Origin of the sequence: Arthrobacter globiformis, assembly GCF_030818015.1 — a bacterium.
GTDB lineage: Bacteria > Actinomycetota > Actinomycetes > Actinomycetales > Micrococcaceae > Arthrobacter > Arthrobacter globiformis_C.
Genome location: NZ_JAUSZX010000001.1, coordinates 4,906,308 through 4,919,517 on the forward strand (window position 1 = coordinate 4,906,308; position 13,210 = coordinate 4,919,517).

At 66.8% G+C, this 13,210-nt stretch carries 15 protein-coding genes and 1 tRNA gene; 7 read left to right on the top strand and 9 right to left on the bottom strand.

Translation table 11 applies throughout. The annotated features are described in order from the left end of the window. Positions 1-17 precede the first annotated feature (17 nt). From QFZ23_RS22895 to QFZ23_RS22905, 3 genes are all read left to right on the top strand, one after another. Entirely contained in the window at positions 18-569 is a 552-nt protein-coding gene (locus QFZ23_RS22895) for a heme-degrading domain-containing protein (RefSeq protein ID WP_306926519.1), read from the top strand. A 57-nt stretch (positions 570-626) separates the two neighbouring features. After that, positions 627-890 (top strand): DUF4235 domain-containing protein, encoded by a 264-nt coding sequence (locus QFZ23_RS22900; protein WP_306926521.1) that lies wholly within the window; start codon positions 627-629, stop codon positions 888-890. 146 nt (positions 891-1,036) lie between these two features. Beyond that, positions 1,037-1,303 carry a hypothetical protein gene (locus QFZ23_RS22905; RefSeq protein WP_306926523.1) on the top strand — a complete coding sequence of 89 codons (267 nt, stop codon included), beginning with the start codon at positions 1,037-1,039 and terminating at the stop codon, positions 1,301-1,303. Between the two features lie 91 nt (positions 1,304-1,394). Here QFZ23_RS22905 and QFZ23_RS23840 read toward each other — a convergent pair whose 3' ends face one another. The 7 genes from QFZ23_RS23840 to QFZ23_RS22940 all read right to left on the bottom strand — a co-directional run bounded on the left by QFZ23_RS23840 (position 1,395) and on the right by QFZ23_RS22940 (position 8,050). Then, positions 1,395-1,451, bottom strand: coding sequence for a helix-turn-helix domain-containing protein (locus QFZ23_RS23840; protein ID WP_373427955.1), 57 nt, complete (start codon positions 1,449-1,451; stop codon positions 1,395-1,397). Between the two features lie 152 nt (positions 1,452-1,603). Further along, positions 1,604-2,014, bottom strand: coding sequence for a monovalent cation/H(+) antiporter subunit G (gene mnhG, locus QFZ23_RS22915; protein WP_306926527.1), 411 nt, complete (start codon positions 2,012-2,014; stop codon positions 1,604-1,606). Then, the gene (locus tag QFZ23_RS22920) at positions 2,004-2,282 is read right to left on the bottom strand and encodes a monovalent cation/H+ antiporter complex subunit F (RefSeq protein ID WP_306926528.1); all 279 of its coding nucleotides are present in this window, start codon (positions 2,280-2,282) and stop codon (positions 2,004-2,006) included. The genes mnhG and QFZ23_RS22920 overlap by 11 nt, the downstream gene beginning before the upstream one ends. Then, positions 2,279-2,824 carry a Na+/H+ antiporter subunit E gene (locus tag QFZ23_RS22925; protein ID WP_306926529.1) on the bottom strand — a complete coding sequence of 182 codons (546 nt, stop codon included), beginning with the start codon at positions 2,822-2,824 and terminating at the stop codon, positions 2,279-2,281. The genes QFZ23_RS22920 and QFZ23_RS22925 overlap by 4 nt, the downstream gene beginning before the upstream one ends. Next, positions 2,821-4,410, bottom strand: coding sequence for a Na+/H+ antiporter subunit D (locus tag QFZ23_RS22930; RefSeq protein WP_306926530.1), 1,590 nt, complete (start codon positions 4,408-4,410; stop codon positions 2,821-2,823). The genes QFZ23_RS22925 and QFZ23_RS22930 overlap by 4 nt, the downstream gene beginning before the upstream one ends. Next, a complete protein-coding gene (locus tag QFZ23_RS22935; RefSeq protein ID WP_306926532.1) occupies positions 4,407-4,985 on the bottom strand; it encodes a Na(+)/H(+) antiporter subunit C in 579 nt (192 codons plus the stop codon). Before QFZ23_RS22935 ends, QFZ23_RS22930 begins: the two co-directional genes overlap by 4 nt. Further along, positions 4,982-8,050 (bottom strand): Na+/H+ antiporter subunit A, encoded by a 3,069-nt coding sequence (locus tag QFZ23_RS22940; RefSeq protein WP_306926534.1) that lies wholly within the window; start codon positions 8,048-8,050, stop codon positions 4,982-4,984. Before QFZ23_RS22940 ends, QFZ23_RS22935 begins: the two co-directional genes overlap by 4 nt. 190 nt (positions 8,051-8,240) lie before the next feature. On the opposite strand from QFZ23_RS22940, the gene QFZ23_RS22945 reads away from it, so the two are divergent. From QFZ23_RS22945 to QFZ23_RS22955, 3 genes are all read left to right on the top strand, one after another. After that, positions 8,241-9,644: an MFS transporter gene (locus tag QFZ23_RS22945; RefSeq protein WP_306926535.1), complete on the top strand. Its 1,404-nt coding sequence runs from the start codon at positions 8,241-8,243 to the stop codon at positions 9,642-9,644. Positions 9,645-9,764: 120 nt separating this feature from the next. Then, positions 9,765-10,247: a cation:proton antiporter regulatory subunit gene (locus tag QFZ23_RS22950; protein WP_306926537.1), complete on the top strand. Its 483-nt coding sequence runs from the start codon at positions 9,765-9,767 to the stop codon at positions 10,245-10,247. Between the two features lie 5 nt (positions 10,248-10,252). Then, a complete protein-coding gene (locus QFZ23_RS22955; RefSeq protein WP_306926538.1) occupies positions 10,253-11,437 on the top strand; it encodes a cation:proton antiporter in 1,185 nt (394 codons plus the stop codon). Positions 11,438-11,554: 117 nt separating this feature from the next. Here the strand turns inward: QFZ23_RS22955 and dcd are convergent, their stop codons facing one another. Then, positions 11,555-12,130: a dCTP deaminase gene (dcd, locus tag QFZ23_RS22960; RefSeq protein ID WP_306926540.1), complete on the bottom strand. Its 576-nt coding sequence runs from the start codon at positions 12,128-12,130 to the stop codon at positions 11,555-11,557. A 290-nt stretch (positions 12,131-12,420) separates the two neighbouring features. After that, positions 12,421-12,867 (bottom strand): SRPBCC family protein, encoded by a 447-nt coding sequence (locus QFZ23_RS22965; protein WP_306926541.1) that lies wholly within the window; start codon positions 12,865-12,867, stop codon positions 12,421-12,423. A gap of 243 nt (positions 12,868-13,110) precedes the next feature. Between QFZ23_RS22965 and QFZ23_RS22970 the strand changes: the two genes are divergently transcribed. Then, positions 13,111-13,184, top strand: a tRNA-Gly gene (locus QFZ23_RS22970). Positions 13,185-13,210 lie beyond the last annotated feature (26 nt).

Consider the following 13,210-nt stretch of genomic DNA (forward strand, 5'->3'; position numbering starts at 1 on the left):
CGGAGTACATTGGGGCCATGACGCAACAGGACTCCGGCAGCGCTGCCCTGCGCGCCTTTGACCCCGATTCCTCCGAAGGCCAGCCCGCGGGATCCCTGGAAAACCTGATCGGTCAGATCGAGGGTGAAATCGCCGAACTGCAGTTCCCGAGATTCAGCAAGGACGATGCCTTGGCGCTCGGCCTGGAACTGGTGGAACGCGGCAAGGAGGAGAACCTGCCCATCGCCATCGACATCACCAAGGGCGAACAGGTCCTCTTCCACGTTGCGCTCGAAGGCGCTACCCCGGACAACGAGGGCTGGGTGCGGGCCAAACAGCGTACTGCCGTGCGCTACGAGGAGCCCTCGCTGCTGGTTGGCCTGCGCGGCAGGGTGGGCGGGGGACGGATCGAGGACAACGCCTGGTTCGACGAGTCCACCTACGCCGCCCACGGCGGAGCCTTCCCCATCTATGTTCGGGATGTCGGAGCGGTGGCCGTGGTCACTGTGTCCGGGCTGCCGCAGATGGCGGACCACGACCTCGTGGTGCAGGCGTTGCGGGAAATCCACCGGTCCATGCGGCTAGGCTAGCGTTTCATGCCGATAGGCTAGGGAAAGACCAGTGTTCATCACGCGAGGAGTTCCGGAATGAGTTTCTTCATCAAGCTGGTTGGCACCGGCATCAGCCTGCTGGCAGGCTTCGCCGGCACCAAGGCCGTCGATACCATCTGGGAAAAGGTAACCGGGCAAAAGCCCCCCAAAGGCGACAAGGACGACGTCCCCACCACGCTGCGCACCGCCCTGACGTTCGCCCTCATCTCCGCGTCTGCGAGCGCGGTCATCCAGGTGCTGGCCAACCGCGGCACCCAGCGGGCCATCACCCGCTTCGCCAAGACCCAGGACATCGTCTAGGCCGCTACGCCGGCCGAACCTGTAGAGCCTAACGAGGCCCGCATCCCCCACACGTGATGGGTCGGGCCCAGCCCGTTCCGGGCCGGGACCGGGTTTCCCCAAGCACGGCAGGCCATACTGTTGCTGTTCTGAACCTGGCAGCGCTGATGACCTCGGCCGGGCTCACAACAGCCGGACCCGGCACGGGTCCCCCCACGCCGCCGTCAAGAGCCTTGGACTCCAAGGTTTTTCCAACTCGAACCCTCTACGACACCACGCCCGGACGGGCCGTCACCAAGATCGGCACCGCGCAGGTGGACACCCTCGGTGCATGGTCCTACCGGGTCAAGCCGGGACCGAACCGCCAGATCACCAGCGTCCTGGTCCAGTCCAGCCGTGGCGAGACCGCAACCGGGGTGCTCGCAACCCGGTAGATACCAGCCACTAACAGTCAGGCCCCCGCCTGCACAGCAGACGGGGCCCTGACAGCTTAAGGAGGTTGGTGAGTCCACTTAGGAGCGCTGGTCAGTCCTCGACCCATTCGAGCAGGTCACCGAGCTGGCAGCCGAGCACTTTGCACATGGCCTCCAGCGTGCCCGAGGACAGCGCCGCCAACCAGCACCAGCACCAGCACCAGCACCAGCACCAGCATCAGCATCAGCATCAGGATCAGGAGCATCGGCACCCCGGGATCATCCGCGTTCAGCATGATGTAGATGAAGTCCTATCGACTTTCAATCGCTACGATTGCCGTCGCCCTCTTCCGATTTACGGGCCGCCTTGGCGGCCTTCACCACCACGGCCTCCAGCTCATCGGTGCTGAGCAGTTCCTTGTGGAGGTGCTTGGTGCGGTAGCCGGCGCGCCCCACCATGTGGGCCGAGACCGGCACGGTGAGCAGCTGGAAGATCCAGGCCACCAGCAGCACCGGCCACACCCACCAGGTGCGCAGCTGCAGCCCTACCGCCGCCAGCAGCAGGAACAGCCCGAGCACCTGCGGCTTGGTGGCGGCGTGCATGCGGCTCATCAGGTCCGGGAAGCGGAGCAGGCCGATGGCGGCGGCGAGGGACATCAGGGCGCCCACCACCATGAACACGGCCGACACAGCATCGACCACGGTATCCACGGCGTTCGGTTCAGGACTCACTGGGCTGCTCCCGCCTGTCGGCCACGAAGCGTGCCACCGTTACCGAGCCGATGAATCCGATGACGGACACGGCAACCACCAACATCAGGTTGTTCAGGTGCCGGTTCACGGCCATGTCGATGCACAGCGCCGCCCCGAGGATGGCAAGCAGCACATCCGCCGCGAGGACCCTGTCCAGCAGCGAGGGGCCGCGGGCGATGCGGATGATCGCGCCCGCGGCGGCGAGGGCCAGCGCCACAGCCGTGATGGTGAGGACCAGCTCCATCATGCGCCAACCTCCTGCGTCAGGGCGGCAAGCTCTTCCTTCGTTCCCATAATCCGGATGAGCCCCGCCTCGGTGTCCCGGACTTCCTTGCGCAGTTTGAGGACGTCTTCCCCGTTCCGCACGTTGAGCCCGTGGATGTAGAGCGTGGAGGTGGACCTGTCCACCTCCACAACCAGCGACCCGGGAATCAGGGAAATCACGTGGCCGGTCGCCGTCATGATCAAGTCCGAATGGCTGCGCAACGGAACGGCAACGACGGCGTTGGTCACCTTGGGCCCCTGGGCCACCGCCAGGTAGAACACCTGGCAGCTGGCGGCCACCACCTTGCCGAGGAACACCACCGCGAACGGAACGGCCCGCAGCACGTTGAAGCGGCCACTCAGCTCAACCGGCGGCAGGTAGAACAGGCGCGCCACCGCAACCGCCAGCAGGGCGCCGAAGAGCAGATTGCCGGGGCTGAAGTCCTGCCAGAGTGCTCCCCAGACGATGACCAGCCAGACCAGCAGCGGCAGTTCCTGCCGCAGGGACACCCTTTGCCGGCTCACTTTCCGCCTCCGCCCAGCGCCAGGGCCGGGACGGGCGCGCCCTCACCGAGCACCGCCTGGATGTAGGCGGATCTGTCCAGCATGGCCGCGGCGGACTGGTCCGCCACCTGGAAGAGGGGTCCGGCGAAGACGGTGAGCGCCACACCCAGCACCACCAGGCCCAGTGTGGACCCGACCATGGTCCGGGGCAGGAGGCGCACCGCCGTCGTGCCCCTTTCCGGGGCCGGGACCGCCAGGAGTACCGGGTCGGGGTGCTCCGCGTCCTCGGCCTTGCGCCAGAAGGCACGGTTCCACACCCGGGCGACGGCCAGGAGGGTCAGCAGGCTGGTCAGCACGCCGCCGATCACCAGGGCGTAGGCCAGCGGGGTTCCCAGTCCGATGCCGGCCTGGATCAGGCCGAGCTTGCCCAGGAAGCCCGAGAACGGCGGGATGCCAGCCAGGTTCATGGCGGGAACGAAGAACAGCAGGGCCAGTAGCGGGGACAGTTTGGCCAGCCCGGCCAGCCGGTCCACCGAGGAGCTGCCGCCGCGGCGCTCAATCAGCCCGGTGACCAGGAAGAGGCTGGTCTGGATGGTGATGTGGTGCGCCACGTAGAACACGGCAGCAGCGAGGCCGGCCACGGAGGACATCGCCAGGCCAAACACCATGTAGCCGATGTGGCTGACCAGGGTAAAGGACAACAGACGCTTGATGTCGCTCTGGGCGAGGGCACCCAGGATGCCGACCACCATGGTCAGCAGCGCCACCACCATCAGCGGCGTGTTGAGGCTGTCGCCGGGGAACAGCAGGGTTTCCGTGCGGACCATGGCGTAGACGCCCACTTTGGTCAGCAGGCCGGCGAACACGGCAGTGACCGGGGCCGGCGCGGTGGGGTATGAGTCCGGAAGCCAGAAGGACAGGGGGAAAACGGCGGCCTTGATGCCGAAGGCCACCAGCAGCATGACGTGCAGGAGCGTCTTGGTTCCCTGGTCCAGTTCCGACAGCTTGATGGCCAGGTCCGCCATGTTGATGGTGCCGGTCGCGCCGTAGACCATGGCGATGGCAATCAGGAACAGCACCGACGACACCACCGAGACCACCACGTAAGTGACGCCCGCACGGATGCGCGGGCCTGTGCCGCCGAGGGTCATCAGCACATAGCTTGCCGTCAGCAGGATCTCGAAGCCGACGTAGAGGTTGAACAGATCCCCGGACAGGAACGCGTTGGAGACCCCGGCCACGAGGATCAGGTACGTGGGGTGGAAGATCGACACGGGGGCGTCCTGGTCGCCGTCGGCCATGCCCTGGCCGGTGGCATACACGAGGACGGCGAGACTCACCGCGGAGGACACCACGAGCATGAGCGATGAGAACTGGTCCACCACCAGGACGACTCCCCACGGCGGCACCCAGCCGCCGATATTCACCGCCGCTGTGCCGCCGTTCCAGACGGACGCCAGGAGCAGGCACTCCAGCAGCAGGGTGAGCGAGAGCAGGGCAATGCTCACCGCACGCTGCGCGCGGGAATGCCGGATTAGCACGAACGTCAGCGCCGCGCCCAGGATGGGAAGTACGACGGCGAGCGGGGCAAGGCTTGCGAGGTTCACTTCGCCCCTCCATCCGTGTCAGTGTCTGTGTCCGCGCCGGTGATGTTGCCGGATCCCGGTTTCTCTTCCAGCGCCGCGTGCTCTGCCAGAAGGGTCCGGCCGCCTGCCTCGACAACCGCCGTCGGGTCTGCCGCGGCGGAACGGTCCGGTCCGCGCACGGGCAACGGGAACTCTGAGGTTTCCACGGGGATGACGGCGTCGTCCTCCGCGTCGAAGCTGGGGGTTTCGGCCACGCGGCGGTCCTCGATGTCGTCCTGGATGTCGTCCTGGCGGGCAAGCACCCAGGTCCGGTAGATGATGCCCAGCATGAACGCGGTCACCGCGAAGGAAATGACGATGGACGTCAGGATCAGTGCCTGCGGCAGGGGGTCGTTGTACGACCCGGGGTCCGTGTCCTTGCTGAAGAAGGGGGCCAGCCCGGCATAGCCGCCGGTGGCAAGGATCAGCAGGTTGGTGGCGTTGGTCAGCAGCATCAGCCCCAGCAGCACACGCGTGAGGCTGCGTTCCAGGATGAGGTAGATGCCGCAGGCGTAGAGGGCGCCCATGACGGTCAGCAGGGTCAGGTTAACTGTCATGCGGTGCCGCCTCGGGTTGATCCGGCCGGGATGCCGCCGGGCACCTCTTCGCTGCCCTCGTCGCTTTCCTGCGCGTCCTGCTGCAGGGGACGCTCTTCAAAGTGCTCGTCAATTTCGGCGCCAAGGCTGCGGAGCACATCCAGCACCAGGCCGACGACGACGATGTAGACGCCGGTGTCGAAGATGGTGGAGGTGACGAACTTGATGTCGCCAAAGACCGGCAGCCAGAACTCGATCATGGCGCTCTGGAACACCTGGCCGCCCAGAAAAACGGGCGCGGCGCCAGACAACGCGGCCGTGGCAAGGCCGATCCCGAGCAGGGTGCCGGCGCTGATGGGGGTGGCCTCCCGCAGTTCGAAACGGCCGCCTGCAAGGTAGCGCAGGGTGAGGGCCAGTCCGGCCATGAGGCCGCCGGCGAAGCCGCCGCCGGGGAGGTTGTGTCCGGCCAGCAGCAGGTAGAGCGAGAAGATGATCATCGAGTGGAAGAGCAGCCGGGTGACGACTTCGAAAATGATGGAGCGGCGCTCCGGTGCCAACGTGCGTCCGGCAACGAGCCACGGGTCCCGCGTGGCCGAGGCGAACTTGCGCGTCAGGGCCAGGGCGGCGCCGTCCCGCGAGGATTTGTCCACGCCGTGGCGGCGGCCTACGGTCCCTTCCGCCACCGCGGACGCCGTGCGCAGCCGGTCCCCGCGGCCCCGGACGAAGATGAGGCTTGCCACGCCCGTTGCTGCCAGCGCCAGCACGGAGATCTCACCGAAGGTGTCCCAGGCGCGGATGTCCACGAGGGTGACGTTGACGATGTTGAGCCCGCCGCCGCCCTCGTAGGCCAGCTTGGGGAACTCGAGGGAAACGGGCGTGGCGATCCGGGCGCCCATAGCTTGGATGGCGGCGAAGACCATGGTTGCGCCGAAGGACAGGCCGATGATCACGCGAACCACCCGGTACTTGCCCCGGGTGCGGTCCCGCAGCTCAGCCGGGAGGCTGCGCATGGCCAGCACGAACGCCACCAGGATGATCGTCTCCACGAGCATCTGCGTCAGGGCGAGGTCAGGGGCGCCCTGTAGCGCGAACATCAGCGCGATACCGTAGCCGGTGACGGAAACCATGAGCACGGCAAGGAAGCGCTTGTTGGCCCGGACGGCGGCGAGTGCCCCGATGACGATCCCGGCTCCCGCCACCAGCTGCAGCGGCGAGTTGGGGTCGACGAAATACAGCCCTTCGGGAAGAGGCTTGTTCGCGGCGATCAGGGCGGACAGGGGCAGGACAAAGGCCACGCTGAGGATCACGGCAAGGTAGAAATACAGCGAACCACGCTGCGTGCGTCCGGTGATCCACACGGCGACGTCGTCCAGCGCGCCTATGGTCAGCTGGTAGCCGCGGTCGGCGTCGAGCCAGGGCGGAACGGCGCTCTGAATCCGGTCCACCACCGCTCGTCCGTAGAACATTGCCGCGCCGGCGGCGAAGGTGATGGCGGTCAGACCCAAGGCATGGGTCAGCCCGTGCCACAGTGCGAGGTGCCCTGCGGCACCCGCCGCAGCGGCGGCGTCGTGCGTTCCCTCAGTAAACAGGGCCGCGTAGGGCTGGATCCAGGCATCCACCGGAACCGGCCACAGGCCGTAAACGATGGTGAAAACGCTCAGGACGGCAGGGGCCGCCAGGAAGGAGGGCCGGATGGCCTTGAACGGGGTGCGCTCGACGCCCGGCTTCACGGCGAAGGCGCCCCACATGAAGCGGGCGCTGTAGGCGAAGGTCAGCACGGAGCCGAGCACCACGCCGGCGAGGACCACTGCGCCCCAAGGGCCGTTGCCGGGCGCGGCGGCGAAGTGCACGAACGCCTCGAGCACCGACTCCTTGGCCACGAAGCCGCCGAGCAGCGGGACACCGGCCATGGAGGCGGCGCCGACGCCGGCCACGATGCCGAGGGCCCGGGAGGAGCGGAAAACGCCCGAGAGTTTGCGGATGTCGCGCGTGCCGGACTGGTGATCGATGATGCCCACCACAAGGAAGAGCGTGGCCTTGAAGAGCCCGTGCGCCAGCAGCATGGCCAGGCCGGCGAGCGCGGCATCGGGCTTTCCGAGCCCCACCACCATGGTGATGAACCCCAGCTGGCTCACGGTGCCATGGGCCAGGATGAGCTTGATGTCCGTCTGGCGCAGCGCCCGGTAGCCGCCCACCAGCATGGTGGCCAGCCCGAGCCCGAGGACCGCCGGCAGCCAGTAGGCTGTGTCGGTGAAGCCAGGTGCGAGGCGCGCCACGATGTACACGCCGGCCTTCACCATCGCGGCGGCGTGCAGGTATGCGCTCACGGGAGTTGGTGCGGCCATGGCGCCCGGAAGCCAGAAGTGGAAGGGGACCAGTGCGGATTTGGTTACCGCACCGATCAGGATAAGGACGACGGCGGCGCCCACGGTTCCCGCTGCCGGCCCGGAGACCAGCTGCGGCGCCTGTTCGAGGATGCCGGAAATCCGGTAGGTGCCGGCTGTGGCGCCGACCATGATCAGGCCGACGAGCATGGCCAGGCCGCCGGCGGTGGTGACCATGAGGGCCTGCAGCGCGGAGCGGCGGGCAGCAAGCCTTGTCCGTGCGTAGCCGATCAGGAGGTAGGACAGGACCGTGGTGAGTTCCCAGAAGATGAACATCATCAGCAGGTCATCCGCGGTGACCAGCCCGAACATCGCGCCGGCGAATCCCAGCAGCTGCGCGCCGAACCCGCCAAGGTAGCTGTCCTTGTCCTTGAAGTACCGCGCGCAGTAGACCAGCACCAGGGCGCCGACGCCCAAGACCAGCAACGACATGACCCACGCCAGGGCGTCCATGCGGAAGGCGAATTCGATGCCGAGGCTTGGGATCCACGGGACGATTTCTGCGGGGGTACCGGTCTGTGAGGGGGCTCCTGTATTCGCAAGCGCTCCGGTGCCGTAGACGGCGGCGTGCTGGAACAGGAGCCAGACGAATGAACCGGCGGGCACCGCGGCCAGCGCATAGAACGAGTTGCGGCCGAACTTCCGGAAGACGAACGGCGCCACAGCGGCCACCGCGAAGTGCACGGCAAGGACTGTGATCACTGGTATCTCCGCAAAGTCAGAATTCGGTTATCAAAAGTTGGAGCAGGCGGTCATTCGTTGGGTTCGGTCCCGACAGTTTACCAAGGGGGCACTGACAGTTTTCCCCGCGTTGGCGGGCCGCAGGGCAAGTTTCGCCAGCCTGCGGGAGAGTTTCCGTTCCCTGTTCGCCGCGGGCGGATAGCATCGGCCTATGAACTCCGCAGCCGCATCCGAGGCAACGCAGCCGTCGTCGGAACTTGAAGCAGGGCCCCGGGCGTCCAGCAAGGGCCGCGTTCTGGCCTGGGCAGCCTGGGACTGGGGGTCCGCGGCGTTCAACGCGGTCATGACGACGTTCGTCTTCACCGTCTATCTGACGTCCCAGGCATTCGGCGGCGAAGACCGGGCCTCGGCGGTGCTCGGCGGAGCGCTGGCCATTGCGGGGGCGGCCATCGCGCTGCTGGCGCCCGTCACGGGCCAGCGGTCGGATAATGGGGGCCGCCGCAAGCTATGGCTGGGAGTGAACACGGCCGCCGTCGCGGTCCTGACGGCACTGTGCTTCTTCGTGTTTCCGCGGCCCGAGTTCCTCCTCCTGGGAGTGTCCCTGATCGCCCTGGCCAATGTGTTCTTCGAGTTCGCGGGCGTCAACTACAACGCCATGCTGGCGCAGATATCCACGCCGCGGAATATCGGCAAGGTCAGCGGGTTCGGCTGGGGCATGGGCTACCTCGGCGGCATCGTGGCCCTGCTCGTCGTGCTTCAGCTTTTCGTGCAGCCGCGCTTCGAGTGGTTCGGCGCCTCCACGCAGGACAGCCTCAACATCCGGCTGGTGGCGGTGTTCTCCGCCCTGTGGTTCTTCATCTTCGCGCTGCCGGTGATGTTCGCGGTCCCGGAGCTGCCCAAGCCGAAGCGGGCGGCGAGCCTCGGGTTCCTGGCGTCGTACGGTCTGCTGGCGCGCAGGATCAAGGCGATCTACCGGACCAGCCCGCACACCATCTTCTTCCTGCTGGCCAGCGCCATCTTCCGGGACGGGCTGGCGGCGGTCTTCACCTTCGGCGGGATCATCGCGGCCGGCACCTTCGGCTTCGCACTGCCGCAAGTCATCTTCTTTGCCATCTTCGGCAACATCGTGGCGGCCGTGGGCGCGATCGTCGGCGGTTTCCTGGACGACAGGGTGGGGCCCAAGGCCGTGATCATCGGTTCCCTGACCGGCCTGCTGGTGGCCGGAACGGTGATCCTGGTGCTCGGCAACGACAACCACACGTTCTTCGGCGTGCCTTGGTCAGGTTCCACGACGTTCTGGGTTTTCGGCCTGTTCCTTTGCCTGTTCGTCGGCCCCGCACAGTCCTCCTCGCGCGCCTACCTCGCCCGGCTGGCCCCGCAGGGCGAATCCGGTGAGCTCTTCGGTCTGTACGCGACCACCGGCCGCGCCGTCAGCTTCCTCGCACCTGCCCTGTTCACGCTGTGCATCACCATTGCCACTCCCCTGGTGGCCCAGGGGGAAGCCCAGCGCTGGGGCATCCTCGGCATCATGGTGGTGCTGCTCGCGGGGCTGCTGGTCCTCCTGCCGGTCAAGGCCCCGAGCGAAGCCGAGATCGCGGTCGTCCCGCAGTCCTAGCCCGGCTCTGAGCGCGAACGGACACTTGCGGCCCCGGGCCTGGCGCGAACGGACATTTAAGCTCCCGGCAGGGCGCACGGTTTCAGCCGAAATCGCAGGTTCGCGGACTAGGCTGATGTTATGTACATGGAAGAGACAGACCTTCCGGGTCTGGGCAGGCGCAAGGACTTCATGACCGCATCCGGCCGGCGGATCGGGGTGGTGGAACTGCGCGAGGGCCAGACCGAGCTGTTCGTTTCCACCTGGGATGACCCGGACACGTGCCAGGCCTCAATTCCGCTGACCAGCGAGGAGGCGGCATGCCTGGGGAATCTGCTGGGAGGCCAGCACCTTGCCATGACGCTGACCGAGGCCCACCGGGAGGTTCCCGGCATCGCCACCCGGCAATTCTCCATTGCCGCCGACTCCCCGTTCCAGAACCAGCCCATGGGCAAAGCCCGCATCCGCACCCGGTGCGGCGTTTCGATTGTGGCGATCATGCGTGAAGGGGAGGTGGTTCCTTCGCCAGGTCCCGACGTCCTCCTTCACCCCGGTGACTTGCTGGTCGCCGTCGGCACGCAAGAGGGATTGGACGCTGCGGCCGACATCCTGCGCAACGGCTGACCCTCATGGACCGCGTGGCCCTGTTCCTCATCGAATTGGGGGCAGTCGTGTTCTGCCTCGGTCTGCTGGCGAGGCTTGCGGGGCGGATCGGGATGTCCCCCATTCCGCTGTATCTGGTCGGCGGGCTGTGCTTCGGGGCCGGCGGCGTGGTGGAACTGAGCGGCATGAAGGAGTTTTCCCACCTCTCGGGTGAGATCGGCGTCATCCTGCTCCTGCTTATGCTCGGTCTGGAATATACGGCAACGGAACTAGTGACCGGCCTGCGCAGATCGTGGAAGGCCGGCATCCTCGACTTCGTCCTGAACTTCGTTCCCGGCGCTGCCCTGGCTGCATTCCTCGGGTGGGGAGTCGTGGGCGCCATGGTTATGGGCGGCGTCACGTATATATCGTCGTCGGGCATCGCGGCCAAGGTCATCACGGACCTTGGCCGTATCGGTAACCGCGAGACGCCCGTGGTCCTCTCCATCCTGGTCTTCGAGGACCTGGCCATGGCGATTTATCTGCCGATCCTCACCGCCACGCTTGCCGGGGTCAGCTTCCTGGGCGGCCTGCAGACCGTGGGCGTCTCGCTGGCTGTCGTCACCGTGGTGCTACTGGTGGCCCTGCGGCACGGGCACCACGTCTCCAAAGCCGTGCACAGCGAGAATTCAGAGGTTTTCCTGCTGAACCTGCTTGGGGCCGCCCTGCTGGTATCGGGCGTGGCGGCGGCGCTGCAGGTGTCCGCCGCGGTGGGCGCCTTCATGCTCGGCATCGCGATCTCCGGCGCCACGGCCGACAGTGCGACGCGGATCCTTGAACCGCTGCGGGACCTGTTTGCCGCCATCTTCTTCGTGGCGTTCGGGCTCAACACCGACCCCGCCTCCATCCCCCCGGTGCTGGCGTGGGCGCTTGTACTCGCGGTGTTCACCGCCGCCACCAAGATCATCACCGGAGCCTGGGCCGCCAAGCGTGCAGGCATAGCGCGTCCGGGACGCTTCCGCGCAGGGGCCGCGCTCATAGCCCGGGGCGAGTTCTCCATTGTCATCGCCGGCCTCGCCGTGACGTCCGGCGCGGGCACGGACGAACTCGCTGCCCTGGCCACGGCGTACGTCCTGATTATGGCGATCCTCGGGCCCTTGGCTGCCCGCTACGTCGAACCCCTCGTCAAAAAGTTCTCCCGGCCGGCGCGGCCGGAGCCTGTCCCGGCCTGAGCTGGTTCGCCGGCTCGAATCCTTTAGCTCCGCCAGTCGAGACGCGAGATCTCAAGGTGGTGCCGGCCGCCGTAGTTTAATCCCGGGCGCCGGAAGGTCGGCCCGAGGAAGGCCGCGCTAAATGTCGGTCCGGTGGAAGTTCAGGTGGCTGCGGCTTGCGGTGGGTCCGCGCTGGCCCTGGTAGCGGTTGCCGTACTCGCCGGATCCGTAGGGAAACTCCGCGGCGGAGGACAGCCGGAAGAAGCAGAGCTGGCCGATCTTCATGCCCGGCCAGAGCTTGATGGGCAGCGTGGCCATGTTGGACAGCTCCAGCGTAACGTGCCCCGAGAAGCCGGGATCGATGAAGCCGGCAGTTGAGTGCGTCAGCAGGCCGAGGCGGCCAAGCGAGGACTTGCCCTCAAGGCGCGCGGCGATGTCGTCAGGCAGCGTGACGGTTTCGTAGGTGGAGCCGAGCACGAATTCACCGGGGTGCAGGATGAAGGCTTCGCCCTCCTCCACCTCCACCAGCCGGGTCAGCTCGGGCTGCTCTTCGGCGGGGTCGATGTGGGCGTACTTGTGGTTGTCGAACAGCCGGAAAAAGCGGTCAATCCGCACATCCACCGAGGACGGCTGGACCATCGCGGCTTCGTACGGATCGAGGACGATCCGTTCGGAATCAATTTCGGCACGAATGTCGCGGTCAGAGATCAGCACACCCTCAAAAATACCATTGCAAAAATCCCGTCGCCGCCCCCCTCCCCTGCGCAATGGTCCGACGGCCGCCTCACCCTGTATCCAGGGCAGCTGGCGGGCGGGCACGTTCTGGTGTACCGGGGTTCGGGAGGTCCGGGTTCGGGAGGGCGTCGCCCAAAGCCGAAGCCCGGACACTGGTCGCCAGCGGGTGGGGGTGACGTAACGGCCGTCCGCGCTCTCCACGGCGTCACTGGCGCCTACTCCGTCGGCCTGGTCATGCAGCGCACCGGCATCGCCGGGCAGTGGAAGTCTCAGTCCGCCGTCGTCCGCTCTTCGATGACGCGCGGCAGCTTCGCAAGCTGTCCCACGGCCGCCCGGAGCTGGCGCCGGCATGCTGGACGGATGAAGCTCCAGAAGCCAAGTGTCGGGGCTTCCAGTGCAAACCGCACCCGGGTCCCGGCGCTCTCTGTGCTGAGGTAAAAACCACCACGCAGAAGGGACGGACCGGCCACCACCTGAAACTGGATTTCGGCGCCGGGCCGCGCCTGGGTGATCTCGTAATCGCGCGCCACCGGCCGGCCCCGGGTCCCGTCCATGGTGACCTGATACCTGGCTCCCATGCTGCCGGCGCTGCCCGAACTGAGCCCTACGCTCCGGACGTCGGCCTGCCATCTGGGTAAATTCGCGCCGTCCAGGAGGAATGAGTAGACCGTCATGGCGTCGCGCGCAACGAGGACCTCGTGTTCTGCACCTGCCATGGGGATCCTTTTCCGACGTCGGGCCTGCCTTGCGTAGCCCGTTCCCCTTACTGCAGCTAACGAGATTCAGGATAGTCACCCGCGCCGGCCCGCGGCCGCGCACCGCCCGGGCCTTTACCGAACAGTTACGGGAGGTCTTTCGGCCGGGTTTCCCGACGCGCGCGGACTCGGGATCCGGATGGCCGGCGTCGCCGTACAACTGCGCTAAGCTAGGTTCTGCCCCGGGCAGTTTCCGGTGCGACTGCGGCTGTAGCTCAATGGTAGAGCGCTAGCTTCCCAAGCTTGATACGCGGGTTCGATTCCCGTCAGCCGCTCCAAGCCACCCTTGAATGCACCGCCTCCG